Origin of the sequence: Phycicoccus avicenniae (assembly GCF_050496545.1) — a bacterium.
Classification (GTDB): Bacteria; Actinomycetota; Actinomycetes; order Actinomycetales; family Dermatophilaceae; genus Phycicoccus; species Phycicoccus avicenniae_A.
In genome coordinates this window covers 1-25,584 of record NZ_JBNVZV010000030.1, presented here as the reverse complement: position 1 = coordinate 25,584, position 25,584 = coordinate 1, and the positions used below count along the sequence as shown (strand labels likewise).

Sequence of the window (25,584 nt, the reverse complement as noted above, 5' to 3'; positions counted from 1 at the left end):
GCGACACACATCGTGCTCCCCGAGATCCCGGTCGCCACGACCACGATCCCGGTCGCCACGACCGCGATACCGGTCGCCACGACCGCGATCCCGGTCGCGGCGACCGCTTCTCGGCAGCACACCCCACCGCACCCGGTGCTCCCGTCGGTGCTCACCCACGCAGCCGGGGCCCCTCTCGGTGCCGCACGACGCGCCCGGGCTCAGCCGCCGACGCGCTCCAGCCCGAGCCAGTACCGCTCGCCCTCGCCCCAGTGGAGGAAGAGGTACGGCCCGGAGCGCTCCATCCTCGGCCGGCTCGTGAGCATCTCGACCGCCCGCTGCTCCGCGGCCGACCGGCTCGGGTCCACGCACGCCATCTCCGTCAGGGCCAGGCCGTCACCCCGCAGCACGAGCCGCGAGTCCTCGACCGCCACCTCCCCACCACCGCTGTTGCACCCCGTGCGGACGAGCAGCCGGTCGCCGTCCACCTCGAGCTCCAGCCCGTCGAACGGGTCGGGCGACCGGACGACGTTCACGGGCGTCCACCGCCCGGCCAGCTCGTCGACGTCCCGCACCGGCGCCGACCCGTTGGCGCTGCCCGTGGCCTCCAGCCGCCGCTGCACGAGCACCGCCCCACCGGCGAGGGCCAGCACGATCACGACGGCGGCGGCCACGAGCACCGCGGGGCGGGGGCGACTCATGCCGCTGCGACGCCGGTCAGACGGCGAGGGTTCCGGGGTCACCCGGCGGGTGCCGCTCGGGCAGGCCGTCCTCGACCGTGTGCTCGGTGACCCACGCGTCCACCTCGTCCCAGCGCGCATCGAGCCACGCGGCGAAGCCCTCCGCGTCGTCCGGCACGTCGGCCGACCTCCACGTCCAGGTCCGCACGAGGAACGGCCTGTCGCGGAACGGGATCGCCGCCCAGATCGAGCGCAGCGTCGAGAGCTGGCCGAACCCCGCGTGCGCGACGACCATGATGTCGGCGTCCGGACGGGCCTCGCGGGCCGCCCACGCGCCCCGGGTCTTCGGGGGCAGGACGTTGACCAGGCGCTCGGCGCGCTCGGCCCGCCGCTGGTCACCTCCGCGACGCAGCTTCTCGATGAGCCGCGCCCGCCGGGTCGGCGTCCAGTTCTGCCCCTCGGGGAAGATCAGCAGGACGTCGCGCGGCTCGAGGGTCGAGGCCATCCCGCGGACGCCGGCCAGCCGGTCCTCCCCGGCCGAGGGCACGAAGAACGAGTCCAGCCGGGTGAGGATCGTGTCGACGCCCGGGTCCCAGCGCAGCGCCTCGGCGAGGACGATGCGCGGCAGCCGCCCGGCCGTGCGGGCCAGCAGCCAGGCGACGGCGAGCGAGTCGAACGGGCCCGCGTGCCGCGCGAACGCCAGCAGCGCGTGGTCCTCGGTGCCGAAGTGCATCCGGTCGGTGAGCCGCACCTCCAGCCCGAGCCAGCGCCGCGTGTAGTACATCAGCGAGTCGAGGGCGTCCGAGAGCAGCGCCTCGTGGGCCTCGCGCCACTCCGGCGAGGCGGTGTCGCGGTTCCCGGCGCCGAGGGTCCAGCAGCGCACGAGCATCCGGATGTCGACCCACAGCAGCAGCACCGCGAGGCACGCGCACCGGAAGAGGCGGGCCCGCCGGTCGACCAGCGAGTGCAGGGCGCCCACCACCACGACCGGCACCATCAGCCCGGTGACGAGCACCGCGACGAGCGGCCAGACCGGCGCCAGCGCGTGACGCACCGCCGGCGGGGGAGGAGGGATGCTGCGCGCGCCCATGACCGGAGCCTAGAGCGCCGCGAGGTAGGCCGCCGAGGCCTCGTGGGCCTGCTCGGCGCGCTCGCGCATCCGCGACCCCCGCGCCTGCCGGATCGCGACGTTCGGCGAGGACGCCGCACCGCTCGGCAGCACGTGCGTCTCGACGTCGTCCGGGAGGGTGGCCATCTCGTGCACGAACCGGTGCCGACGGGCGATCTCGAAGGCCACCGTTGCCACCTCCCACGGGTAGCGCGGCGGCGTGAGCGGCTGCTCGACCCGCCCGACCTGGAGGACGAACACGCGCGTCGCCCCGAGTTGAACGGCCCGACCGACCGGGATCGAGTGCACGAGACCGCCGTCCAGCAGGTGCCGCCCGTCGATCTCCACCGGCGGGAAGAGCCCCGGCACCGAGCACGACGCGACCACGGGCCGGACGAGCCCTCCCGAGGAGAACCACACCGAGCTCGCGTCCTCGATGCACGCCGCGACGCACTGGAACGGCACCGCCAGCTCCTCGAACGTCGACACCGGCAGGTACTCGTCGACGACGTGCCGCAGCGGGGCGTTCGAGAGCAGGTGTGTGCGCGCCCGCACCGCTCGGGCCGCCTGCTTCACGGGGTTCTCGACGAACACCCCCTCGCGCACGACGGCGTCCCACACGTCCGCCAGCCGGGCCGCCCCCGCCGGCGTCGGGTCGGCCGCCATGAACGCCCCGTTGAGCGCGCCGATGCTCGTCCCCAGCACGACGTCCGGCACGATGCCGGCCTCGGCGAGCGCGCGGACCATCCCCACCTGCGTCGCGCCGAGCACCCCGCCACCCCCGAGGACGAACGCGGTGAGCTCCTCGCGGTCCGTCATGGCCCCATGATGCCGCCCGGTAGCCTGCGGGCATGTCCGGCGCGGCGATCTTCGACCTCGACCGCACCCTCCTCCAGGGCGGCACGGGGCCCCTGCTCTCGCGCGCGATGTACGACCTCGGCGTCGTCTCGCGGAAGCTGCCCGGAGAAGGGTTGCTGTACAAGGCCTTCGACGTCGTCGGGGAGACCCTGCCGAGCATCGCGCTGGCCCGCCAGGCCACCATCGTCGCCAAGGGCCGGGCCGGCGACACCTTCGACGCCGCCGCCCGCAGCGCCGCCGAGACCATCGCCGAGGTCATCCACCCCTTCGCGCTCACCCTCATCGAGGAGCACCGGGCTGCCGGCCGGCCCGTCGTGCTCGCCACCACCACCCCGGACCACCTCATCCGCCCGCTCGCCGAGCGCCTGGGCGTCGACCACGTCGTCGCCACCCGCTACGCGCTCCGCGACGACGGCACCTTCAGCGGCGCCCTCGACGGCCGCTTCGTGTGGTCGCGCGGCAAGCTCGCCGCCGTGCGCGAGTGGGCCGAGCGCGAGGGCATCGACCTCGCCGAGTCCTTCGCCTACTCGGACTCGATCTACGACCTGCCGCTGCTGTCGGCGGTCGGCAGCCCCGCCGCGGTCAACCCCGACCCGCGGCTCACCGTCTACGCGCTCGCCCGGGGGTGGCCCATCGTGCACTTCGACGTCTCGCCGGGAGTGGTCAAGGTCCCCGTCCTCGGGGTCGAGCTCCAGCGGCTGTTCTTCCTCGCCAACCCGCCGCTCGTCACGCCGTACGCGCGCTTCGACGTCGCCGGGACCGAGAACATCCCGCGCACCGGGCCGGCCATCCTCGTCGGCAACCACCGCAGCTACTTCGACATCCCGGCGATGATCCAGATGATGCGCCGCACCGGGCGCACCGGCCGGATCCTCGCGAAGAAGGAGCTCTTCGACGTGCCGGTCGTGGGGGCCCTGGCGTCCGCCCTCGGGGGCATCCCCGTCGACCGCGCCAAGGGCGGCCAGGAGTCCTTCGAGACCGCGTCGGTGGCCCTCGCCGGCGGCGAGCTGGTCTGCCTCCTGCCGCAGGGCACCATCCCCCGCGGGGAGAAGTTCTACGACCCGGTCCTCAAGGGCCGCACCGGAGCCGCACGGCTCGCGGCCGCCACCGGAGCCCCGGTCATCCCCTTCGGCGTGTGGGGGAGCGAGAAGGTCTGGCCGCGCAGCTCGACGCTGCCCCGGATGCTCTCGCTCACCGACCCGCCCACCGTGCGCGTGCGGGTCGGACCCCCGGTGGAGATCGTCGGCCGCTCGGCCGCCGCCGACACCCGGCGCATCATGGAGGCCATCGTCGACTGCCTGCCGCCCGAGGCCCGTGAGGCCCGGACCCCCACCGAGGAGGAGATCCGGCTGGCCACCCCCGGCGGGCGCGGGCGCTGAGAGCGGCCTGAGCCCGCGCGGACCGCCCTGCGGAACGGCATTTGACCGCGAGGGTCGACTTAGGGTTACCTCACTCCGGTAAGGCACACCTAACTCGACCCGGAGGTCCCGATGTTCGCGAGCAACGCCCTCATCGGGCTGCGGGAGGGGCTCGAGGCCGCGCTCGTCGTCGTCATCCTCCTGGCCTTCCTCACGAAGACGAACCGCACGTGGGGCATCCGCTACGTCTGGCTCGGGGTCGGCACCGCCGTCGTCCTCTCGGTGGCGCTCGGGGCCGTGCTCACCTACGGCACCCGCCAGCTCTCCTTCGAGGCCCAGGAGATGGTCGGGGGCACCGCCAGCATCGTCGCCGTCGGCTTCGTCACCGCCATGGTGTTCTGGATGAGGTCGGCCGCCCGCACCATCTCCGGCGAGCTCAAGGGCCGGCTCGACCGCGCCCTCGACCTCGGGCCGCTGGCCGTCGCGCTCGTCGGCTTCCTCGGGGTCGGTCGCGAGGGCCTGGAGACGGCGATCTTCTTCTACGCCACCGCGCAGGCCGCCGGGTCCGGCAACACCGTGCCGCTGCTCGGCTGGGTCCTCGGCTTCGCGGGTGCGATCCTCCTGGGCTACCTGATGTACCGGGGCGCGCTGACGATCAACCTCGGGACGTTCTTCCGGTACACCGGGATCGCGCTCGTCGTCGTGGCCGGCGGCATCCTCGCCTACGGCGTCCACGACCTCCAGGAGGCCGGCTTCCTGCCGGGCCTGAACGCCCTGGCCTTCGACGTCTCGGGCGTCGTCGACCCCAGCACCTGGTACGCGGCGCTGCTCAAGGGCGTCCTCAACTTCACGCCGCAGACCACGGTGCTCCAGGCCGTCGCCTGGACCGTCTACGTCGGCACGGTCCTGTTCTTCTTCCTCCGCCCGGCGCGCGGCCGGAGCACCTCGCCGCAGCGCCCGGACGCCACGCCCCGCGAGACCGCGGCCGCCTGACCCGCACCACCCCCGACCCCACGCAGCCCCAGGAGCACCCACCGATGTCCCAGCGCGCCCGCGCGGCCCTCCTCGTCCTGCCCCTCACCCTCGGCCTGGCCGCCTGTTCCGGTGCCGCCGACGGGTCCGAGGGCTCGGCGGACGGCACGGGCCCGATCACCGTCACGGCCTCCGACACCGCGTGCGAGGTCTCGCGCGTCGAGGCACCGGCCGGCACGGTCGAGTTCGCCGTGAGCAACTCGGGCACCAAGGTCAACGAGTTCTACGTCTACGCCGAGGGCGACCGGATCGTCGGCGAGGTCGAGAACATCGGCCCCGGCCTGTCCCGCACCTTCCACGTCGAGCTCGCCGAGCCCGGGACCTACCAGACCGCGTGCAAGCCCGGCATGGTCGGCGACGGCATCCGGGCCGACTTCACGGTCACCGGCGCCTCGGCCGCCGCGAAGAGCGACGACGAGAACCTCACCGCCGCCACCACCGACTACCAGCGTTGGGTGGCCAGCCAGTCCGACGCCTTCCTCGCGGAGACCACGAAGTTCGTCGCGGCGGTCAAGGCCGGCAAGGTCGAGGAGGCCAAGGCCCTCTACCCGACGGCCCGCTCGTACTGGGAGCGCATCGAGCCGGTCGCCGAGTCCTTCGGGGACCTCGACCCGAAGATCGACGGCCGCGAGGACGTCATCGAGGAGGGGATGGAGTTCACCGGCTACCACCGCCTCGAGAAGGACCTCTGGGAGAGCGGCCTGCAGCCCGACTCCTCCGCGATGGCCGACCGGCTGCTCGCCGACGTCACCGAGCTCGTCGCCAAGGCCAAGGCCGTCGACCTGAACCCGCTCCAGCTGGCCAACGGCTCCAAGGCGCTCCTCGACGAGATCGCCACCGGCAAGATCACCGGTGAGGAGGAGCGCTACAGCCACACCGACCTCTGGGACTTCGAGGCCAACTTCGAGGGCAGCAGGGCCGCCATCCAGGCCCTGCGCCCGTTCCTCCAGAAGGCCGACCCGCAGCTGGTGGCGACCATCGACACCCGCGGGAAGGCCCTCGGTGACCTGCTGGAGTCCCACCGCGACGGCGACGGGTTCGTCCTCTACCCGGAGCTGACGCCCACCGACGTCAAGAAGCTCACCGAGGCCCTCGACGCCTTCGCCGAGCCGGTCGCCACGGTCTCCGGCGTGGTCGCGAAGGGCTGACGTGGACGCCTCCAGCCGTCGGGCCGTGCTCGCCGCCGGGGCGGGCACGGCCGTCGCCGGGGCCGCGGCCGGCCTCACCTGGGCCTCGCGCCCGGCAGCGGCGACGGGTGGGGCGCGGGCGGCCGGGGCGCCCGCCGACGGCGTCGTCCCCTTCCGCGGGGCGCGCCAGGCCGGCATCACGACCTCGGCCCAGGACCGCCTGCACTTCGTCGCCCTCGATGTCGTCACCGAGGACCCGCAGGAGCTGCGCGACCTGCTGACCACCTGGACCCGGGCGGCCGAGCGGATGACCGCCGGCGCCGAGGCCGCACCGGGGGGCGTCGTCGGCGGCGGGCCGTACGGTGTGCCGCAGGACACGGGGGAGGCGCTCGACCTCGCCGCCGCGAACCTCACGGTGACCATCGGGTACGGGCCCTCGCTCTTCGACGGCCGGTTCGGCCTCGCCGACCGGCGCCCCGAGGCGCTGCGCGAGCTGCCGGCCTTCGCGGGCGACGACCTCGACCCGGCCCGCTCCGGCGGCGACCTCTGCATCCAGGCCTGCGCCGACGACCCGCAGGTCGCGGTGCACGCCGTGCGCAACCTCGTGCGGATGGGGTTCGGTGTCGTGGCCGTGCGCTGGAGCCAGCTGGGGTTCGGCCGGACGGCCTCGACCTCGACCTCCCAGGCCACCCCCCGCAACCTCTTCGGCTTCAAGGACGGCACGGCGAACATCAAGGCCGAGGACCCCGCCGCGCTCGACGAGCACGTGTGGGTCGCTCCCGCCGAGGCGACCGGGGGAGCCGCCTGGCTGGCGGGCGGCTCGTACCTCGTGGCGCGGCGCATCCGGATGCACATCGAGGTCTGGGACCGCAGCACCCTGCAGGACCAGCAGGACACCATCGGGCGCGACAAGAAGGTCGGGGCACCGCTCGGCCTCACGGACGAGTTCGCCGAGCCCGACCTCACCGCGCGGGCCGCCGACGGGCGGCCGCGCATCCCGGTCGACTCGCACGTGGCGCTGGCCCACCCCTCGAACCTCGGCGGCGTCCGCATCCTGCGGCGTGGCTACACCTTCGCCGACGGGTCCGACGGGCAGGGCCACCTCGACGCCGGCCTCTTCTTCATCGCCTTCGTCCGCGACCCCCACCGGCAGTTCGTCCCGATGCAGCGGGCCCTGGCCCGGGCCGACCGGCTCAACGAGTACGTGGAGCACACCGGCTCGGCGCTCTTCGCCTGCCCGCCCGGGCTGGGCGACGGCCAGGACTGGGGCACGCAGCTCTTCGCGTGAGGGCGCTACCAGGTGCCGCCGCGCCGCTCGGGCGGGACCTCCGGAGGCGGCGGCGGGGTGTGCGCCTCCGCGAGGGCGCGGCGCAGCTCGGCGTCGCGCTCCTCCGCGGGGATCGCCTCGTACTCGGCGACCGCGCGGTCGATGCGGGCGTCCGCCATCGCGGTGAACTCGGGGGTGCGGGCGAGCTCGCGCAGCGAGCCGCGCCCCGCGATGACGTCCTCGAGCCGGCGGCGCAGCGCGGGGTCGTCGGTCGAGTCGCGCAGGATCCGCAGGCTCTCCCGGACGTGCGCCTCGAGGCGGGGCTCGTTCCGCAGGGTCGGCAGGACCGGGGGGCGCTCCTCGCCCGGGCCGCCGGCGTCGACCGACATCAGGCGACCTGGGGGTTGTCGTAGGGCGTCGGGAGGGCGACGGACTCGAAGCCCTGGATCGAGCCGAGCGAGCCGGCGATGAGCCCCAGCAGTGCCTCGCAGGCGGTCCACACCTTGGCGCGGATCTCGATGATCTTGCGGACCGTCTCGGTGCCCTTGTAGATCGAGTACGCCGCGGCGGCGCCGGCGCCCCATCCGAACGGGTTCCAGCCGTTCGTGGCCGCGGCCAGCAGGCTGATGCCCGCCGCGATCGCGTAGTCGGCCAGCGACTCCACGAGCGAGCCGCACGCGTTCGCGAGCTCCTTGACGCCGAAGGCGGTGGCCTCGTACTGGTCGGCGATGTCGTAGAACGCGGTCTTCTGCTCACCGAGCTTCTCGGCGAGCTGGAGGAAGTAGGTGCTCGCGGCGGCCGAGGCCTTGCCGTCCCACTTCTCGAGCATCGCGTCGAGGTCGGTCCCGACGTTCTCGGAGGCGTAGGTGCAGAAGTCGCCGAGGTTGCGCAGCGCGCTCGCCGACTTCGAGACCTCCTCCCAGTCGCCGGCGAACCACTCGCCGACCTCCTCGGGGATGTTCGGGCCACCCATCATGTCGATGGCGACCATCGCCCAGTGGCCGAGCGAGATGAGGTCGCCGATGTGGAGGAAGGTGTCCACGAGCGGCGGGATCTTCTCGGTGGCGACCGGCGTGGTCAGGGCTGCGGTGGGGTCGGGCATCGTCCGGTCTCCTCGGTCAGCTCGGGTAGTCGGCGTCGAGCCGGGCGCGTGCGGCCTCGTCCAGGCGTTCGTACTCCCGGGCGGTCTTGACCATCTCGTCGCCACAGCCCCCGCTCAGGGTCTTGAGGTGGGTGAAGAAGTCCTTGACGGTCGGCTCGACCTCCTGGCACGAGTTGAGGAAGCGCACCATCGCCGAGAAGCCCGATGCCGGGGGCTTCGTGTGCGATGCATAGGTGTGCGCGCTGCCTGCATCGGCCTCGAGCCCGTCGAGCTTGCCGGCGAACTGCCGCAGGGCCTGCGGCTGCACCTCGAAGGTCATGTCCTCCCCTTTCGTCCCGGCGGACGATACCGGCCCCCGGGCGCCTCGTCCCATGGGGAGCGCTCCCCGGCCCGGGCCCGGCGCGTGCTCCCGGCCGGCGGGTAGCGTGGGCGCTCCCGCGGCGGCACGGGTCGCCGCGACCGCGACCGAAGGAGCCGACGATGCCGGGGACCGAGCCGATGAGCCGCGAGCGGGCCACGCGCGTCGCGGTGGGCGGCGGCGTCGGCGGGGTGCTCCTCCTGGCGCTGTCGCTCTTCCTGCTCGGGGGCCTCGCCGAGGACGCGACCCGTCTGGTGGGCGTCTTCCTCGTCCTCGCGGTCGCGCTCCTCGTCCTGGCCCTGGTCGCGGTCCTCACCGGCGGGCTGCGGCACGGGGAGGGGGCCCCGGGTCGGCGGTTCGTCTCGCTCGCGTGGCGCGGGCTGGGCGTGCTCGGTCTCGTCGTGGTCGCGCTCGCGGTGGTGCGCGGCGAGCTGCCGTGGATCGCGTTCGCGATCGTCCCGCTCCTCGTCGTCGTCGTGCTCCTGCGCGGTCCCGCGCGGACGAGCCGTACCCCGGCCGGCTGACCGGCCCCGGAGCGCCGGCGGGCGGCGCGACGTCGGTGAGATCACCGGTCACGGAGGGTGGCGCGGCCCGTGCGGGCGCGCCAAGGTGGTCACCATGACCGCGCCCACGACCGTCATCCTCTTCGGCGCCACCGGGGACCTCGCCCAGCGCAAGCTCATCCCGGGCCTGCTGCACCTCTTCCTCTCGCGCCTCCTCGATGACCTGCGCGTCGTCGGCACCTCCCTCGACGAGATGAGCGCCGACGACTTCCGCGACTTCGCCCTCACCGCGGTGCGCGAGCACAGCACCCGGGACACCTCCGAGGAGGAGTGGAAGGAGTTCGCCCAGCGGCTCGACTACGTGCCGCTCTCGGCCGGCCCGGAGGCCCTGCACGAGGCGGTCGGCCGTGCCGAGGCGCAGCTGCCCGGTGACGTCGAGCTGCGGCTGCACTACCTCGCGGTCCCGCCCAAGGCGGCGCTCGCGGCCGTGAAGACCATCGCCGACGCGCGGCTCGTCGAGCGCAGCCGCGTGGTGATGGAGAAGCCCTTCGGCCACGACCACGGCACGGCCGTCGCCCTGAACGCCCAGCTCCACGAGGTGTTCGACGAGGAGCAGATCTTCCGGATCGACCACTTCCTCGGCAAGGAGCCGGCGCAGAACATCCTCGCGTTCCGGTTCGCCAACGGCCTCTTCGAGCCGATCTGGCACCGGAACAACATCTCGCACATCCAGATCGACGTCCCGGAGACCCTCGGCCTCAGCCAGCGGGCGGACTTCTACGAGTCCACCGGCGCCTACCGCGACATGGTCGTCACGCACCTCTTCCAGATCCTCGCGTTCACCGCGATGGAGCCGCCGACGGCCCTCGAGCCGGCCGCCATCAGCCGCGAGAAGAACAAGGTGTTCCGCTCGATGCAGCCGATCCAGCCCAGCGACGTCGTGCGCGGCCAGTACACCGGCTACCGCGACGAGCCCGGGGTGGCGCCGGACTCCGAGACCGAGACCTTCGTCGCGCTGAAGTGCTACGTCGACAACTGGCGCTGGGCAGGTGTCCCGTTCTTCCTGCGCACCGGCAAGCGGATGGCCGAGGGGGCGCGGATCATCTCGATCGCGTTCAAGGAGCCGCCGCAGTCGATGTTCCCGAAGGGCTCGGGCGTCGGGGACCAGGGGCCCGACCACCTGACCTTCGACCTCGCCGACAAGTCGCGGATGTCGTTGTCGTTCTACGGGAAGCGGCCCGGCCCGGGGTTCCGGCTCGACAAGCTCTCGATGCAGTTCTCGATGCACGAGACCGACTGGGCCGGGTCGGTGCTGGAGGCCTACGAGCGGCTCATCTACGACGCCGCCCGGGGCGACCGAACGCTCTTCACGTCGGCGTCGGGCATCGAGCGGCTGTGGGAGATCAGCCAGCCGCTCATCGACAACCCCCCGGTCGTGCACCCGTACGCGCAGGGGACCTACGGCCCCAACCAGATCCACCAGCTCATCGCGCCGTTCACCTGGCGGCTGCCGTTCGAGCGGAAGTGGCGCGAGCGCAAGGTCTGAGCGGGCCGCGGCGGCTCAGGAGTCCCCGGGACGGGGCTCAGGAGCCGTTCGAGCGACCGTTCTCGGTGCGCACGACGAGCACCCGCGGCTGCACCTCGACGGCCAGGCGGGTGGCCTCGCCCACGATGTCGCCGTCGACCTGCACGCGCTGCGGCTCGTCGACCTCGACGTGCGCCGTCTGGCAGCGGTAGCGCGAGAGGTTGCCGGTGGTGCGGTCGCTCTTGGTGACGACCCGCGCCGCCACCGAGGCCCACGCCGCGACACCGCGCGGGGCGAGGACGATGACGTCGAGGGTGCCGTCGTCGGGCTCGGCGTCGGGGAGCAGGTCGATGCCGCCGGTGATCTTGCCGCAGTTGCCGATGACGACCATCCGGGCCCGCTTGGTCTCCGGCGGGCCGCCATCGGTGGTCAGGGTCACCTTGAACCGGTCGGTGAGCATGTTGCGCAGGCCGGCCGGCACGTAGGCGCCCCAGCCGATCCTCGACTTCAGCTGCTCGGAGGTGGAGTCCATGATCGCGGCGTCGAGCCCGAGCCCGGCCATCACGAAGAACGCGTGCCGGCGCTCGCCCGCGGTGGAGCCCTCGCCGGCGCCCTCCTCGAGCTCGAGGTGGTCGGGGTCGAGGGTCAGCCAGCCGGCGTCGATGTGCCGGTTGCGGCCGGTGAGGGCCACGACGAGCGCGCGCTCGAGGTCGTCGACGGGCATCTCGAGGTTGCGGGCGAGCAGGTTGCCGGTGCCGCCGGGCAGCAGGCCGAGCGGGACGCCGCTGCCGACCATCTCCTGGGCGACGGCCCGGACCGTGCCGTCCCCGCCGAGGGCGCAGACGAGGTCGACACCCTGCTCGAGGGCGCTGCGGGTCTGGCCGAAGCCGACGTCGTGCGGGGTGGTCTCGAGCACGAGCGGGTCGGCCCAGTCGTGCTCGGCGCAGACCCGGGCCAGGGTGGCGCGCACGGCGTCGAGGTCGTCGAACTTGGTGGGGTTGACGACCACGGCGACCCGCTTGCGGGGCGGGGGTGCGTCCTCGCCCTGGCGGAAGCTGTCGCGGGCCGGGCGGCTGCTCGAGGCGTGCCGGCCCTCCTCGCGGGAGGAGACGACGAGGTAGGCACCGACGAGGGCGAAGAGCACCGCCACTCCGATGCCGATCCAGGTCCACGTCTCGGCTGACACACAGGGGAAGGTACAGCAGCGTCGGAGGGGGTGGTGCGCCGCCGTAGTCTGCAGTCATGGTCGACCCCGGTGGCTCCCCCCTGGAACCGGACACCAAGGACTGGACGTGGGTCCTCGAGCGTCCCTGCCCGGACTGCGGCTACGACGCCTCGCACGTGCACGAGCAGGACGTCGCGCGCCTGGTCTCCGAGGCCACGGACCCGTGGCCCGAGGTGCTCGCGCGCCCGGACGCGGCGGTGCGCCCGGACCCCGCCACGTGGTCGCCGCTCGAGTACGGGTGCCACGTCCGCGACGTCTGCCGCCTCTTCGACGAGCGGCTGCACCTGATGCTCACCGAGCACGACCCGACCTTCGCCAACTGGGACCAGGACGAGACCGCCGTCACCGAGCGCTACGGCGAGCAGGAGCCGCACGTCGTCGGGCGCGAGGTGGTCGAGGCCGCGGGGGTGCTGGCCGCTCGCTTCGCCGGTGTCGAGGGCTCCTGGTGGGAGCGCACGGCGACGCGCTCGGACGGGTCGCGGTTCACCGTCCTCACGCTGGGTACCTACGGGCTGCACGACCTCCTCCACCACCTCCACGACGTCGGAGTCGCCCACCCGTGAGTCCCGAGCTCGTCTACGTCCTCCTGGGCGGGGCGCTCCTGCTGGCCGCCGTGCTGCCGCAGGTCCTCCACCGCTGGGCGCTGTCGGCCCCCATCGTCCTCGTGGCGGTGGGGATGCTCGTCGGCCTCCTGCCGTTCTCGGACGAGGTGGCCATCGACCCCGTCGAGCTGCGGCCCGTCATCGAGCACGTCACCGAGGTCACCGTCCTCGTCGCGCTCATGGGCGTCGGCCTGGCCATCGACCGTCCGCTGCGCTGGCGGGTCCGGGCCTCGTGGCGCTCGTGGTCGCCGGCCTGGCGGCTGCTGGCCGTCGGGATGCCGCTGACCGTCGCCGGGGTCGCGCTGCTGGCCTGGGGCGCCCTGGGCGTGGCGCTTCCCGCCGCGGTGCTGCTCGGGGCGGCCCTGGCCCCCACGGACCCCGTGCTCGCCTCGGACGTCCAGGTCGGCGGCCCGACCCTCGAGGGCGACGTCGACGAGATCGACGAGGAGGACGAGGTCCGCTTCGCCCTGACGAGCGAGGCCGGGCTCAACGACGGCCTCGCCTTCCCGGCCGTCTACCTCGCCCTGCTGCTCGCCGGGGCCGGGACGATCGGCGAGTGGTTCCCCGGCTGGCTGGCCTGGGACGTCGTCGGCAAGGTCGCGATCGGCGTCGCCGCCGGGGCGGTCGTCGGGTGGGGACTGGCCAAGGTGGCCTTCCGGTCCCCGGCGCGCTCGCTGCGGCTGGCCGAGACCGGCGAGCCGCTGCTGGCCATCGCCGCCTTCCTCCTGGCCTACGGGGTCTCCGAGGTGGTCGGCGGCTACGGCTTCCTCGCCGTCTTCACGTGCGCGCTCGTCGTCCGGTCCTTCGAGCGCGACAGCGACTACCACCGGCACATGCATGACGTCATCCACCGGCTCGAGACGCTGCTGACCCTCGTCGTCCTGCTCGGGCTCGGCTTCGCCATCACGACCGGTCTGCTCGCCCACCTCGACCTCGCCGGCGTGCTGGTCGGGCTGGCGCTCGTCCTCGTCATCCGGCCGGTCGCCGGGTACCTGTCCTTCGTCGGGTACCGGTGCAGCGACCAGCACGGGCGGCTCGACGCGCGGGAGCGTGGTGCCGTGGCCTTCTTCGGCGTCCGCGGCGTCGGCTCGATCTTCTACGTGGCCTACGCGACCGGCCAGGCCGGCTTCACCGAGGAGCGCTGGCTCTGGTCGACGGTGGGCTTCACCATCGCCCTGTCCGTCCTCGTCCACGGCGTGCTGGCGACCCCCGTGATGCGCCTGCTCGACCGTCGGCGCGGGAACCGCAACGACGAGCGGCGCGCCGCCCGGGACGGCGGCACGGAGCAGGCCCGTGCCTGAGGATGGCGCGCTGCGGCTGCTCGCCGTCCGCAACGACCCCGGCTCCGGCCCGGCCCGCTTCGCCGAGTGGCTCGACGAGGCCGGCGTGGAGCTGGTGGTCGTCCCGGGCGACGACGTGCCGGCGACGCCCGGCGGCCACGACGGCGTGCTGCTGCTCGGCGGTGGCTTCATGCCGGACGCCGACGAGCGGGCGCCGTGGCTGCCGCGCGAGCGCCGGCTGGCCGAGGCGTGCCTCGAGGACGGGGTCCCGCTGCTGGGGATCTGCCTCGGTGGTCAGCTGCTGGCGCACGTCGCCGGCGGCACCGTCGTCGCCGACTCCGGACGCCCCGAGCACGGCTCGGTGACGATCCAGCGCACGGCCGCGGCGGTCGGGGACCCGCTGCTCGGTGCGCTTCCCGATGCCTTCCCGGCCATCGAGCACCATCGCGACGAGATCACCGTCCTGCCACCCGGGGCGGTGCACCTGGCGTCGTCGGACACGGTTGCCGCGCAGGCTTTCCGCGTCGGTAACCGCGCGTGGGGGCTGCAGTTCCACCCCGAGGCGTCGGCCGACCGACTGGCCCGCTGGGACGCTGGGCGCCTGGCCGCCGAGGGGTTCGACCTCGCCGCGCTGCGCGAGGCGGCGGACGCGGCCGAGCCGCATTCCGAGGCCGCGGCGCGCGCCCTGCTCGACGCCTTCGTCGCCGTCGTCCGGGCCCACGCCGCCCGCTGAGCCGGTCGAACGACGAGAACATGCCGCGCTGCCGCATCGGCACACGGCATGTCCTCGTCGTTCGACCGGTGGGTCAGCGGCGGCTGAGGGACTGGCCCGGCACCGCCTCGACGAGCCGGCGGGTGTACTCCTCCTGCGGCGAGCCGAACAGGCGGTCCGGCTCCCCGCGCTCGACGATGCGCCCCTCCTGCATGACGCACACCTCGTGCGCGACGAGCGAGACGACGGCGAGGTCGTGGCTGATGAACAGGTAGGACAGCCCGAGGTCGCGCTGCAGCTCGACCATCAGGTCCAGCACCTGGTCCTGGACGAGCACGTCGAGGGCGCTCACCGCCTCGTCCATGACGACCAGCCGCGGCTCGAGGGCCAGCGCGCGGGCGACGGCCACCCGCTGCCGCTGGCCACCGGACAGCTCGTGCGGCCGGCGGCCGGCCACCGACGCCGGCAGGGCCACCCGCTCGAGCAGCCCACGGACCGCCTCTCGACGGTGCGCGGTGTCGCCGACGCGGTGGACGACGAGCGGCTCCGCGACCACCTCGGCGACGGTGTACCGCGGGTCGAGCGAGGCGTACGGGTTCTGGAACACCGGCTGGATCGACCGCCGGAACGCGCGAAGGGCCCTGCCGCGCAACCGCGTCACGTCCTCACCGGCGAAGCGGACGCTGCCCGCATCCGGGTCCTCGAGCCGCAGGGCGATGCGCGCCGTCGTCGACTTCCCGGAGCCCGACTCGCCGACCACGGCGAGGGTCCGCCCGGCCGGGACGGCCAGCGAGACCTCGTCGACGGCCACGAGCGGCGCGGCGCGCCCGCGCAGCCGGTAGTGCTTCGTGACGCCGGTGAGCTCCAGCAGCGGTGCCTCCCCGGAGTCGAGGGCGGAGGTGGCCGCCGGAGCGACCACCTGCGCACTCGACGCGAGGGGGGACGTCGAGATCTTGCGCTCGGCGATGCCGGGGGCCGCGGCCAGCAGGCGGCGCGTGTACTCGTGCTGCGGGTCCTCCACGACGGCCCGCGCCGGCCCGGACTCGACGACCTCGCCGTCGTGCATGACGACGACCCGGTCGGCCCGCTCGGCGGCCAGCGCGAGGTCGTGGGTGATGAGGACGACGGCCGCCCCGAGGTCGGCGGCGAGCTCGGCCATCTGGTCGAGGACGAGCCGCTGCACCGTGACGTCCAGGGCGGACGTCGGCTCGTCGGCGATCAGCACCTCGGGCCGGCAGGCCAGGGCCATCGCGATGAGCACCCGCTGGCGCATCCCGCCGGAGAACTCGTGTGGGTACTGGTCGAAGCGGGCGTCGGCGTCGGTGATGCCGGCCCGCTCGAGGAGCGCGACGGCCTGCTCACGTGCGACCCGGCCGGTGGCGAGCCCGTGCACCTCCAGGGCCTCGACGATCTGCGCGCCCACGCGCATCACCGGGTCGAGGTTGGTCATCGGGTCCTGCGGCACCATGCCGACCCGGGCGCCGCGCACCTCGCGCATCGTCCGCTCGTCCGCGGCGGTGAGGTCGAGCCCGCGCAGCGTGACGGTGCCGCCGGTGATCCGTCCGTTGCCCGCGAGCAGCCGGTTGACCGAGGCCGCGAGCGTCGACTTCCCCGAGCCGGACGCCCCGACGACCGCGACCGTCTCGCCGGCCGCCACGTCGAGGTCGACGCCGCGCACGGCCTCGACCTCCCCCTGGTCGGTGCGGAAGGCCACGGTGAGCCCGCGCACGGAGAGCACGGGCTCGGCGGTGGGGGAGGCGGTCATCGGGCGGGCTCCTCGGGGGACGGGGATGCGGCGGAGAGGACGAGGGCGGCCAGCTCCTCGCCGGTCGCGAGGCCCTCGAGCGGGTCGGGGTGGTCGCCGGGCCCGGCATGGCCGTCGGCGGCGACGGGCAGCGGGCCGGTCGTGCCGTGCAGGCGCGTCGCGCCGCCCGCCACGACGGCGCGGGTGCGGGGGTCGAGGGCCCAGACGGTGCCGGTGAACCCCCCGTGCCACAGCCAGGTCGACGCGCCGCCGTCGGGGCCGGGCGCGTCACGGAACCGGAAGCCCAGGCCCTGCGCGGGGTGGGCGGCGGTCGGGCGGGTGCAGCGCGCGAGCAGGTCGGGGCGCACGAGCGTGCTGTCGCAGAGGGCCGCGCCGAGCGCCAGCAGGTCCTCGACCGGGCCGAACAGGCCGGCGTGGCCGGCCACCCCGCCGAGGGCGTGGGCGGCGTTGCCGTCGTTCGCCTCGCCGCGCACGGGACCGCGTCGCCACCCGTCGAAGTCGCCGGGGCCGACGCCGTCGACCGGGTACGGCCGGCCGGTCGCGACCATGGTCCACTCGACGACGTCACTGTCCGCGCTCGCCGCGGCGAGACCTTCCGGCGCCGGGCCGAAGCCCAACCCGAGGCCCATCGGCTCGGCGACGAGGGAGCGGAAGGCGTCGTCGAGGCGCGCGCCCGCCACCTGCTCGACGACGGCGCCGGCGAGCACCATCCCGAGGTCCGAGTAGACCCACTGCGTCCCGGGAGCCGACCTCGGTGCGGCAGTGACGAGGTGGGCCAGGGCCTCGTCCCGGTCGGTCGTCCGGCAGTAGAGCGGCGCCCACGGCGGTAGCCCGGCGGTGTGGGTCAGCAGGTGCTCGAGCCGCACGGCGTCGCGCCCGTCCCGGGTGAAGGCCGGCAGGTGCCACGCGACGGGGTCGTCGAGGTCGAGCGCGCCGGTCTCGACGAGCCGCAGGACGAGCACCGTCGTCGCGGCCGCCTTCGTGACCGAGGCCCAGTCGAGCCAGGAGGCGGTGCCCATCGGAACGCCGTCCGTGCCGTCCGCGGGGAGCAGGGCCCAGCCGCCGGCCGCGACCTCGGACCCCGTCGGGCTGCGGACCCCGACCACCGCACCCGCGGGATGCCGCCCGGGGTGGCCGAGACCCAGCATCCGGTCGACGAGCGTGTCGAGCGAGGTCACACCGGAGTCCCCTCGCGGACGACGTGGAGCCGGGTCGGCCACTGCGACAACGGCTCCGGCCGTTCCCACGCACCGGTGGTCGGTGGCGTCACCCGCCCGAGGACCCGGGGTCCGGCGGCGCCGGTGCAGCTCGGCACGTTGCCCGGCAGCCCGTGCAGCGTCGCCCAGCCGATGAGCGCGAAGGCCACCGCCTCCTTCTCCCCGGACGGGACGCCGAGCTCGTCGGTCGTGCGCACCCGGACGCCGGCGAGCTCCTCGAGCCGCGCGACGAGCACGGGGTTGCGCACCCCGCCCCCGGCCGCGACGAGGGCGTCGAGGCGGGCGGCCGTGACGGCGTCGGCCACCGTGCGGGCGGTCAGCTCGGTCAGCGTGGCGACGAGGTCCGGGAGGACCGGCCGGCGGCCCAGCCGGGCCAGCGCGGAGTCGACGTACCCGCCGTGGAACAGCTCCTTGCCGGTGCTCTTCGGGGTGGGCAGCGCGTAGTAGGGCTCGGCGAGCAGGAGGTCGAGCAGCTCGCGGTCCACCGACCCCTCCGCCGCCAGCAGGCCGTCCTCGTCGTAGCCCTGCGTGCCGTCGGTGGCCGCGACGACCACCGCGTCGACGAGCGCGCCGGCCGGGCCGATGTCCCACGCGACGGGGTCGACCCCGGGCGCGCAGACGGAGAGGTTCGAGATGCCGCCGAGGTTGAGCGCCCCGGCCCGGGCGCCGTCCTCGACGAGCGGCCCGAGCAGCAGCCGGTCGAGCAGCGGGACGAGAGGTGCGCCGTGCCCCCCGGCGGCGACGTCGGCGGCCCGCACGTCGGAGACGACGGGAACGGGCACCGCCTCGGCGAGCCAGGCCGGCTGGCCGAGCTGCAGGGTGCCGAGCGCGTGCGCGCCCTCGACCCAGTGGAAGACGGTCTGCCCGTGGCTGCACACGACGTCGAGGGGGCCGGTGCCCGCGACGGCCTCGGCCGCCGCCACCGCGGCCTGCGCGAAGGCCTGCCCGATCGCGGTGTCCAGCTCGCAGACGACGTCGAACCCGACGGGCGCGGGCGGCAGGGCCTCGCGCAGCCGCCGGCGCAGCGCGGGGTCGTACGGCGTGGAGGCGGTGTGCCGCAACGTCGCCCGCAGCACCTCGCCGTCCGCCTCGAGGTCGACCACCGCGACGTCGATACCGTCGTGCGAGGTGCCGGAGATCATCCCGAGCGCGCGCATCAGCGCTCCCTCCGCGGGTCGAGCACCGAACGCAGCGCGTCGCCGACGAGGTTGAGACCGACGACGGCCAGCACGAGCGCGACGCCGGGGAAGGCGAGCATCCACGGCGCGACGACGGCGAGGGTCTGCGCCTCGTAGACCATCCCGCCGAGCGACGGGGCCGGCGGCGGCGTGCCGAACCCGAGGAAGGAGAGCGAGGCCTCGGTGAGGATCGCCCACGACAGCGACAGGGTGGTCTGCACGACGAGCAGGCCGGCCATGTTCGGCACGACGTGCTCGACGAGCGTCGAGAGGCGGCTGCGCCCGATGGCCGTCGCCGCGACGACGTACTCGGCCGACCGCAGCGCCAGTGCGGGGGCCCGGGCCACGCGGGCGAAGATCGGCACGTAGACCACGGCGATGGCGATGCTCACCGTCACCCAGCTGCGCTCGAGGGTCGCGGCCAGCGCGAGCGCGAGGAGCAACGAGGGGAAGGCGAAGAGGACGTTGGTGAGGATGCCGACGAGCCGGTCGGCGACCCCGCGGTAGTAGCCCGCCACGACGCCGAGGGCCACGCCGATGACCCCGGACACCGCGACCGAGACGACCGCCACGCGCAGCGACCCCGCCAGCCCCGCGGCGACGCGCGCGTAGACGTCGCGCCCGAACTGGTCGGTGCCGAACCAGCTCGTGCCGCTGGGGCCGAGGAGGGAGCGGCTGACGTCCTGGTCGGTGGCCGACGGGGTGAGCCCGAGCGTCGCGAGCGCGGCCAGGACGAGGACCCCGAGGACGAGCAGCGAGCCGACGACGCCGGACGGCGTGAAGAAGGCTGCGCGCCAGGCCCGTCCACGGGCGGAGGAGCCGACGGCGACCTCGGAGGCGGTCCCCTCTGCCGGGGCCCCGGGGGGCTCGATCCCCGTGTCGGCGCTCACCGCACACGCACCCGGGGGTCGACGAACCGGTACGCGAGGTCGGTCAGCAGGTTGACGAGGACGAACATCGCGGCGATCACGAGCACCGTGCTCTGCACGACGGCGTACTCCTTCTGGTCCAGGCCGAGCAGCACCTGCCGTCCGATGCCGGGGATGGCGAAGATCTGCTCCGCGACGAGGGCACCGCTGAGGAGGAAGCCGAACTGGAGGCCGGTCATCGTCACGACGGGGATGAGCGCGTTGCGCAGCACGTGGCGCACCTGGAGCCGGCGCGGCGGCACGCCCTTGGCCTCGGCGGTGCGGATGTGGTCCTCCGCCCGGACGCCGAGGATGGCCGTGCGCGTCGTCTGGAGGATCGGCGAGGCGATGCTGATGCCGAGCACGAGCGCCGGCAGGAGCATCTGCTGGAGGTTGAGCAGCGGGTCCTCGAGGAGGGTCCGGTAGCCCTCGCCGTTCGGGTACCACCCGAACACGTTCGCGAGCAGCGTCGCGACGGTCGAGGCGAGGAGGAAGGACGGCACCGACAGCGCGAGCAGGCTGCCCGCCTGGGTCAGCCCGTCGCGCGCCCGCCCCGGACGGCTGGCGGCGAGCATCCCGCCGGGGACGCCGAGCACGAGGCCCACGAGGATGGCGAGGACGGCCAGCTCGAGGGTGTTCGGCAGGGCCTGGGCGGTGAGGGCGGTCACCGACAGTCCCGAGCTCGCCGAGACCCCGAGGTTCCCGGTCACGACGCCGCCGAGCCAGCCGAGGAACTGCACCGGCAGCGGCTGGTCGATGCCGTAGTAGGCCCGGAGCGAGGCGACCTGCTCGGGGCTCAGCTCTCCGGCGGCGATGCCGTACGACGCCGTGATCTGGTCCCCCGGGACGACGCGCAGGACGACGAAGGTCAGCAGGCTGACGCCGAGCAGGGTGAGGACGGTCTCCCCGGCCCGGCGCAGGACCGGGTGGGTGAGCGTGGTGCGCAGTGCGGCCATGTCAGCCGTTCGAGGCCTTCCACAGCTCGGACAGGCCGGCGTCGGTGCGGGCCTCCAGGTTCTTCACCGAGGTGTCGGCGACGAGGAAGAGCTTCGGGGTGAACAGCCACACCCACGCGGCGTCGTCGACGAGCGTCTTGGAGACCTCGCCGTACACCTGCTTGCGGGCCTCGGGGTCGGTCTCGGCGACGCCCTTGGCGAAGAGGCCGTCGAGGGCCGGCGTCGAGAAGCCGGCGACCTTCTGGAAGCTGCCGGTCGAGGTGAAGTAGCGCGCGTACATCGTGTTGGGGTCCGCGCTACCGCCGTTGAGGGCGATGGCGGCGTCGAAGTCGCCGGCGAGCCAGCGGTCGACGTACTGCCCCGAGTCGAGGGACTGCACCTTCACCTCGATGCCGATCTTCTTCAGCTGGGCCTGGATGGCCTGCGCCTCGTCGACCGCGGTCGAGTACAGGCCCTGCGAGGTCATCAGCTCGAGGGTGAAGCCGTTCGCCTTGCCGGCCTTGGCGAGGTAGTCCTTGGCCTTCGCGAGGTCCTGCTCGGGGCACGGCTGGGCGGCGGGGTCGGAGCGGTACTCGGGCGAGGTGATCGGGCCGGTGACCTCGCCGGCGCCGAGGGCCGCGGAGTCGATGACCTCCTGGCGCGAGACGGCGCACTGGATGGCCAGGCGGGTGTTGACGTCCTTCAGCGCCGGGGAGGCGGCGCGCAGCTGGAGCACGTGGTAGCTCAGCGAGTCGACGGCGGTGCTCTTGACCTTGCCGGTGCCGGCGGTCCGGGCGGTGACGGGGTTGTCGAAGACGGTGACGTCGACCGAGCCGGTGCGCAGGGCCGAGACCATCGACTGCTCGTCGGGGATGACCCGGAACTCGAGGTGGGCCGCGCCGGGCTTGCCCTTGAAGTAGGAGTCGTTGCGCTTCAACGTGATCGACTGGTTGGGGGTGCGCTTCTCCCACGCGTAGGGGCCCGAGCCGACCGGCGTCTTCTCGAGCGAGGCGGCGTCGGCGTCGGAGGGGACGATGGCCGCGTTCGTGCCGGTGAGGCCGGAGGGGAAGGAGGCGTCGGGGGTCTCCAGCGTGACCACGACGGTCTGCGGGTCCGGGGCCTCGACGGCCTTCACCGACGCGAAGTACGACGCCGAGGTCGCCTTGCTCGCGGGGTCCATGATCGTCTCGAAGGTGTGCTTGACGTCGGCCGAGTCCAGGGCCGAGCCGTCGGTGAAGGTCACGCCCTTCTTCAGCGTGAACGTGTACGTGAGGCCGTCGTCCGAGACCTCCGGCAGGTCGGCGAGGCCGGCGACCGGCTCGGAGTTCTGCCCGGTGTCGAGCAGCGTGCTGTAGACCTGCGAGAGCACCTGGATGGCCTGCTTCGAGGTGACCGTCCACGGCAGCATCTGGGTGGGGTCGGCCGAGATGCCGACGACGATGGTGCCCGCGCCGGCCGCCGCGCCGCCGCCGGCGCCGCCACCCCCGCACGCGGAGAGGGCCAGGGCCGAGGTCAGGGCGAGCGCCGCGGCCGCGCGGGCCCGGCGGTGGGTGCGGGCGGGGGTCATCGTCGAGCTCCTCGGTCCGGGGTCGGGAGGTCTGCCCGGGCGAGCGGGCGGACGTGCCGTCGATGCTAGGTCAACCAGTTCCCGCATAGAGCCACGCGACGGAAGTTTTTCACATGGCGGGCAGGCGTCGGGGGCGGTTCACGGGCGGTCGGGGGATGGAATGCGGCTGCGCGACGGGGTGCGCGTGCCCGACACTGGCGCCGTGCCGTCCCTCTCGAGCGTGCTGGCCTTCGCGCTGGCCTCCGTCGTCATCGTCGCCATCCCCGGGCCGTCGGTGCTGTTCACCATCGGCCGCGCCCTCTCGGCGGGCCGCCGTGCCGCGCTGCTCACGGTGCTCGGCAACGCGGGCGGCATCCTCACCCAGATCGTCGCCATCGCCGTCGGGCTCGGGCCGGTCGTCGCGTCCAGCGCGGCCGTGTACACGGGCCTGAAGCTGGTCGGCGCCGGCTACCTCGTGTGGCTCGGTGTGCAGTCCTTCCGCCACCGCGGCGACCTCGCCGACTCGCTCGCCGGCGAGCTCCCCGTCGCCCCCGCGGCCCACGCGGTGCGGGCCGGCTACCTCGTCGGGGTCACCAACCCCAAGTCGCTCGTCTTCTTCATGGCGCTGCTGCCGCAGTTCGTCGACCCCGGGCGCCCGGTGGCCGCCCAGCTGCTCGTGCTCGGCGCCGTGTTCGCCGTCATCGCCCTCGTCATGGACGGGTCGGTGGCGCTCGCGGCCTCCCGGTTCCGTGACTGGTTCGCCTCCTCACCCCGCCGGATGGCGCGGGTCGGCGGCACGGGGGGCCTGATGATGGTCGGCCTCGGCGCCGGGCTCATCGTCACCGGCCGCCCGGACTGACGAACCGCTCCACCGCTCAGGCGGTGGCGGCCTCGGGCACCGGGTGGCTGGACTCCGGTCGCCGGAGGGCGTCGGTGACCTCCCGGACGACGGTCAGCGCGAACCAGGCCGCGACGACGGCCGCGAGGGCGGAGAGCACGTCGAGGACCGTCGAGAAGAGCAGGGCGTCGACGCCCGCCTGCGGGTCGGCCTCCAGGTCGGCGTCGAGCCAGACACGGGTGGAGACCCAGGCGAGCGTGTTCATCACGAGGTAGCTGCCCCACCAGAGATCGAGACGTCGCCCGAGGGGGTCGGCGCCCTCGCGAGGGGTGCCCGACCGTGCGCCCTCCCAGAGGTCGAGGACGAGGCGTCGGGGACGCCAGAACCCGATGACGGGGGTGAACCAGGCGCCGATCGTCCAGCCCCGCCCGTGGGTGAGGCGCGCGGGGTCGACGCGGTCGCTGCCGTAGGCGCGGAAGAGCCACACGATGAACACCACGCCCGTGACCAGCGTCGCCCCACCGTCGACGAGCCCGCCGACGAGGGTGAGGGAGTCGATGCGCTCGCCCTCCGCCAGGGTGGCCGTCGACAGGTCGTCCGACCAGCGGGCCAGCACCTGGGCGGTCCACACCGAACCGAGCCCCGTCAGGCCGCTCACCACGCCGGCGAGCACGAGCAGGCCGCGCAGCCACGCCGCCAGGGTGAAGAAGCCGGGACCGAGCGGGCTGCGGCCGCGGTGGACCACGCCGGGCCGAACGCGGTCGGTCCACCGCGTGCCGTCCCAGTAGCGCGAGGAGCGCCCCCCGGCAGGGTCGGTGTGCCAGCCCGCCGGCGTCCCGGACCCGAAGGACGGCATCGCGGGGGTCGCGGTGCCGGTGGCGGCCCGGTTGGGCATCCACGAGTCCGTCCACCCCCGCCCGTCCCACCGCCGGAGGCGCGTGGCGTCCTCCGGGTCCGTGTACCAGCCGGCCGGACGCAGCGTGGCCGCCCGGTCCCCCGTCGTCGTGCTCTCCCCCGTACTCATGGCGAGCAGTGTGGCCTCCTCCTCGGGCGGCGCGCAGCCGGTTCGCGCCAACCTGTGGACAACTCGTCGAGCCGTCGGCCCGGCCGGAACTCGGAGGAGAGGCCCCTCGGCCCGTCGATACACTCCCCGGGTGATCGACATCAGGCTGCTCCGGGAGGACCCCGACACGGTGCGCGCGAGCCAGCGCGCCCGCGGTGAGGACGACGGGGTCGTCGACGCCGTGCTCGCCGCCGACGAGCGCCGGCGCTCCTCCCTCACCGCCTTCGAGCGGCTGCGGGCCGAGCAGAAGTCGATGGGCAAGGAGGTCGCCAAGGCCCAGGGCGACGAGAAGCAGGCCCTGCTCGCACGCACCAAGGAGCTTGCGGCAGAGGTGAAGTCGCTCTCGGCCACCGCTGACGAGGCGCAGGCCGAGCTCGACACGCTGATGCGCACCATCGGCAACGTCGTCGAGCCCGAGGTGCCGGTCGGCGGCGAGGACGACTACGTCGTGCTCGAGGAGGTCGGCACGCCGCGCGACTTCGCGGCCGAGGGCTTCGAGCCGCTCGACCACCTCGCGCTGATGGAGGGCCTGGACGCCGTCGACATGGAGCGCGGCGCGAAGGTCTCCGGCGCGCGCTTCTACTTCCTCAAGGGCGTCGGCGCCCGCCTCGAGATGGGCCTGCTCCGGATGGGGATGGACCGGGCGCTCGAGAACGACCTGGTGCCGATGGTCACCCCCACGCTCGTCAAGCCGAACGTCATGGCCGGGGCCGGGTTCATCGACCACCACGCCGACGAGGTGTACCGCCTCGAGGCCGACGACCTGTACCTCATCGGCACCTCCGAGGTGGCGCTCGCCGGGTACCACGCCGACGAGGTGCTCGACCTCGCCGCGGGTCCGCTCCGGTACGCCGGCCAGTCCACCTGCTACCGCCGCGAGGCCGGCTCCTACGGCAAGGACACCCGGGGCATCATCCGGGTCCACCAGTTCAACAAGATCGAGATGTTCGTCTACTGCCGGCCCGAGGACGCCCAGGCCGAGCACGAGCGGCTGCTGGCGATGGAGAAGGACATCCTCACCTCGCTCGGCCTGCCCTTCCGCGTCATCGACACCGCCGCCGGCGACCTCGGCGACCCCGCCGCCCGCAAGTACGACTGCGAGGCGTGGGTCCCCAGCCAGGGCCGCCACCGCGAGCTGTCCTCGACGTCGAACTGCACGACCTTCCAGGCGCGCCGCCTGAACACCCGCTTTAAGGGGGAGAACGGCAACGAGGTCGCCGCCACCCTCAACGGCACGCTGGCCACGACCCGCTGGCTCGTCGCCATCCTCGAGAACCACCAGCAGGCCGACGGCTCCGTGGTCCTGCCCGAGGCGCTGCGGCCCTACGTGGGGCTCGACGTCCTGACGCCCACCCGCTGAGCTCGCGCCCCTGTCGCGGGGGGGGGGGGGGGGGGGGGGGGGGGGGGGGGGGGGGGGG

The 25,584-nt window shown here is 74.1% G+C and carries 25 protein-coding genes; 11 read left to right on the top strand and 14 right to left on the bottom strand.

Annotated elements, in window-relative coordinates; all coding sequences use genetic code 11:
• Positions 1–200 precede the first annotated feature (200 nt).
• From ACQZ2A_RS18915 to ACQZ2A_RS18905, 3 genes are read right to left on the bottom strand one after another with little or no spacing between them, the layout of a single operon-like run.
• Positions 201–680, bottom strand: a complete 480-nt coding sequence (locus ACQZ2A_RS18915) for an META domain-containing protein (RefSeq protein ID WP_430214141.1) — start codon at positions 678–680, stop codon at positions 201–203.
• A gap of 16 nt (positions 681–696) precedes the next feature.
• Positions 697–1,749, bottom strand: coding sequence for a 1-acyl-sn-glycerol-3-phosphate acyltransferase (locus ACQZ2A_RS18910; RefSeq protein WP_430214139.1), 1,053 nt, complete (start codon positions 1,747–1,749; stop codon positions 697–699).
• A 9-nt stretch (positions 1,750–1,758) separates the two neighbouring features.
• Entirely contained in the window at positions 1,759–2,586 is an 828-nt protein-coding gene (locus ACQZ2A_RS18905; protein ID WP_430214137.1) for a patatin-like phospholipase family protein, read from the bottom strand.
• 32 nt (positions 2,587–2,618) lie between these two features.
• Here ACQZ2A_RS18905 and ACQZ2A_RS18900 point away from each other — a divergent pair, with 32 nt between their 5' ends.
• From ACQZ2A_RS18900 to efeB, 4 genes are all read left to right on the top strand, one after another.
• A complete protein-coding gene (locus ACQZ2A_RS18900) occupies positions 2,619–4,004 on the top strand; it encodes an HAD-IB family hydrolase (protein ID WP_430214135.1) in 1,386 nt (461 codons plus the stop codon).
• A gap of 111 nt (positions 4,005–4,115) precedes the next feature.
• A complete protein-coding gene (gene efeU / locus ACQZ2A_RS18895) occupies positions 4,116–4,976 on the top strand; it encodes an iron uptake transporter permease EfeU (RefSeq protein ID WP_430214133.1) in 861 nt (286 codons plus the stop codon).
• 44 nt (positions 4,977–5,020) lie between these two features.
• Positions 5,021–6,163, top strand: a complete 1,143-nt coding sequence (gene efeO / locus ACQZ2A_RS18890) for an iron uptake system protein EfeO (protein WP_430214131.1) — start codon at positions 5,021–5,023, stop codon at positions 6,161–6,163.
• 1 nt (position 6,164) lies between these two features.
• Positions 6,165–7,430, top strand: a complete 1,266-nt coding sequence (gene efeB / locus ACQZ2A_RS18885) for an iron uptake transporter deferrochelatase/peroxidase subunit (RefSeq protein ID WP_430214129.1) — start codon at positions 6,165–6,167, stop codon at positions 7,428–7,430.
• A 5-nt stretch (positions 7,431–7,435) separates the two neighbouring features.
• Here efeB and ACQZ2A_RS18880 read toward each other — a convergent pair whose 3' ends face one another.
• From ACQZ2A_RS18880 to ACQZ2A_RS18870, 3 genes are read right to left on the bottom strand one after another with little or no spacing between them, the layout of a single operon-like run.
• Positions 7,436–7,798, bottom strand: coding sequence for a hypothetical protein (locus ACQZ2A_RS18880; RefSeq protein WP_430214127.1), 363 nt, complete (start codon positions 7,796–7,798; stop codon positions 7,436–7,438).
• The gene (locus tag ACQZ2A_RS18875; RefSeq protein WP_430214125.1) at positions 7,798–8,511 is read right to left on the bottom strand and encodes a hypothetical protein; all 714 of its coding nucleotides are present in this window, start codon (positions 8,509–8,511) and stop codon (positions 7,798–7,800) included. Before ACQZ2A_RS18875 ends, ACQZ2A_RS18880 begins: the two co-directional genes overlap by 1 nt.
• Positions 8,512–8,527: 16 nt before the next feature.
• Positions 8,528–8,830, bottom strand: a complete 303-nt coding sequence (locus tag ACQZ2A_RS18870) for a hypothetical protein (protein WP_430214123.1) — start codon at positions 8,828–8,830, stop codon at positions 8,528–8,530.
• A 161-nt stretch (positions 8,831–8,991) separates the two neighbouring features.
• On the opposite strand from ACQZ2A_RS18870, the gene ACQZ2A_RS18865 reads away from it, so the two are divergent.
• Positions 8,992–9,393 (top strand): hypothetical protein, encoded by a 402-nt coding sequence (locus tag ACQZ2A_RS18865; RefSeq protein WP_430214121.1) that lies wholly within the window; start codon positions 8,992–8,994, stop codon positions 9,391–9,393.
• 94 nt (positions 9,394–9,487) lie between these two features.
• Positions 9,488–10,918, top strand: coding sequence for a glucose-6-phosphate dehydrogenase (gene zwf, locus ACQZ2A_RS18860; RefSeq protein ID WP_430214119.1), 1,431 nt, complete (start codon positions 9,488–9,490; stop codon positions 10,916–10,918).
• 37 nt (positions 10,919–10,955) lie between these two features.
• Here the strand turns inward: zwf and ACQZ2A_RS18855 are convergent, their stop codons facing one another.
• Positions 10,956–12,083 carry a diacylglycerol/lipid kinase family protein gene (locus ACQZ2A_RS18855; RefSeq protein WP_430214117.1) on the bottom strand — a complete coding sequence of 376 codons (1,128 nt, stop codon included), beginning with the start codon at positions 12,081–12,083 and terminating at the stop codon, positions 10,956–10,958.
• A 56-nt stretch (positions 12,084–12,139) separates the two neighbouring features.
• Between ACQZ2A_RS18855 and ACQZ2A_RS18850 the strand changes: the two genes are divergently transcribed.
• The 3 genes from ACQZ2A_RS18850 to ACQZ2A_RS18840 are packed head-to-tail and all read left to right on the top strand — an operon-like array spanning position 12,140 to position 14,737.
• Positions 12,140–12,685, top strand: coding sequence for a DinB family protein (locus ACQZ2A_RS18850; protein WP_430214115.1), 546 nt, complete (start codon positions 12,140–12,142; stop codon positions 12,683–12,685).
• Positions 12,682–14,025, top strand: a complete 1,344-nt coding sequence (locus tag ACQZ2A_RS18845; RefSeq protein ID WP_430214113.1) for a cation:proton antiporter — start codon at positions 12,682–12,684, stop codon at positions 14,023–14,025. The genes ACQZ2A_RS18850 and ACQZ2A_RS18845 overlap by 4 nt, the downstream gene beginning before the upstream one ends.
• Positions 14,018–14,737, top strand: coding sequence for a type 1 glutamine amidotransferase (locus ACQZ2A_RS18840; protein WP_430214111.1), 720 nt, complete (start codon positions 14,018–14,020; stop codon positions 14,735–14,737). The genes ACQZ2A_RS18845 and ACQZ2A_RS18840 overlap by 8 nt, the downstream gene beginning before the upstream one ends.
• Before the next feature lie 73 nt (positions 14,738–14,810).
• Here ACQZ2A_RS18840 and ACQZ2A_RS18835 read toward each other — a convergent pair whose 3' ends face one another.
• Genes ACQZ2A_RS18835 through ACQZ2A_RS18810 form a run of 6 tightly spaced genes read right to left on the bottom strand, consistent with a single transcriptional unit; the run spans position 14,811 to position 22,286 of the window.
• A complete protein-coding gene (locus tag ACQZ2A_RS18835) occupies positions 14,811–16,481 on the bottom strand; it encodes a dipeptide ABC transporter ATP-binding protein (RefSeq protein WP_430214109.1) in 1,671 nt (556 codons plus the stop codon).
• A complete protein-coding gene (locus ACQZ2A_RS18830) occupies positions 16,478–17,659 on the bottom strand; it encodes a serine hydrolase domain-containing protein (protein WP_430214107.1) in 1,182 nt (393 codons plus the stop codon). Before ACQZ2A_RS18830 ends, ACQZ2A_RS18835 begins: the two co-directional genes overlap by 4 nt.
• Positions 17,656–18,855 (bottom strand): anhydro-N-acetylmuramic acid kinase, encoded by a 1,200-nt coding sequence (locus tag ACQZ2A_RS18825; RefSeq protein ID WP_430214106.1) that lies wholly within the window; start codon positions 18,853–18,855, stop codon positions 17,656–17,658. Before ACQZ2A_RS18825 ends, ACQZ2A_RS18830 begins: the two co-directional genes overlap by 4 nt.
• Complete coding sequence (locus ACQZ2A_RS18820) at positions 18,855–19,766, bottom strand: ABC transporter permease (protein ID WP_430214104.1); 912 nt, start codon at positions 19,764–19,766, stop codon at positions 18,855–18,857. The genes ACQZ2A_RS18825 and ACQZ2A_RS18820 overlap by 1 nt, the downstream gene beginning before the upstream one ends.
• Positions 19,763–20,740: an ABC transporter permease gene (locus ACQZ2A_RS18815; RefSeq protein ID WP_430214102.1), complete on the bottom strand. Its 978-nt coding sequence runs from the start codon at positions 20,738–20,740 to the stop codon at positions 19,763–19,765. The genes ACQZ2A_RS18820 and ACQZ2A_RS18815 overlap by 4 nt, the downstream gene beginning before the upstream one ends.
• Before the next feature lies 1 nt (position 20,741).
• Positions 20,742–22,286, bottom strand: a complete 1,545-nt coding sequence (locus ACQZ2A_RS18810) for an ABC transporter substrate-binding protein (RefSeq protein ID WP_430214100.1) — start codon at positions 22,284–22,286, stop codon at positions 20,742–20,744.
• Positions 22,287–22,488: 202 nt separating this feature from the next.
• Between ACQZ2A_RS18810 and ACQZ2A_RS18805 the strand changes: the two genes are divergently transcribed.
• Positions 22,489–23,124 (top strand): LysE family translocator, encoded by a 636-nt coding sequence (locus ACQZ2A_RS18805; RefSeq protein WP_430214098.1) that lies wholly within the window; start codon positions 22,489–22,491, stop codon positions 23,122–23,124.
• A gap of 16 nt (positions 23,125–23,140) precedes the next feature.
• Here ACQZ2A_RS18805 and ACQZ2A_RS18800 read toward each other — a convergent pair whose 3' ends face one another.
• Positions 23,141–24,127, bottom strand: a complete 987-nt coding sequence (locus ACQZ2A_RS18800) for a DUF4328 domain-containing protein (RefSeq protein WP_430214097.1) — start codon at positions 24,125–24,127, stop codon at positions 23,141–23,143.
• A 130-nt stretch (positions 24,128–24,257) separates the two neighbouring features.
• Here ACQZ2A_RS18800 and serS point away from each other — a divergent pair, with 130 nt between their 5' ends.
• Positions 24,258–25,526: a serine--tRNA ligase gene (gene serS, locus ACQZ2A_RS18795; RefSeq protein WP_430214095.1), complete on the top strand. Its 1,269-nt coding sequence runs from the start codon at positions 24,258–24,260 to the stop codon at positions 25,524–25,526.
• Positions 25,527–25,584 lie beyond the last annotated feature (58 nt).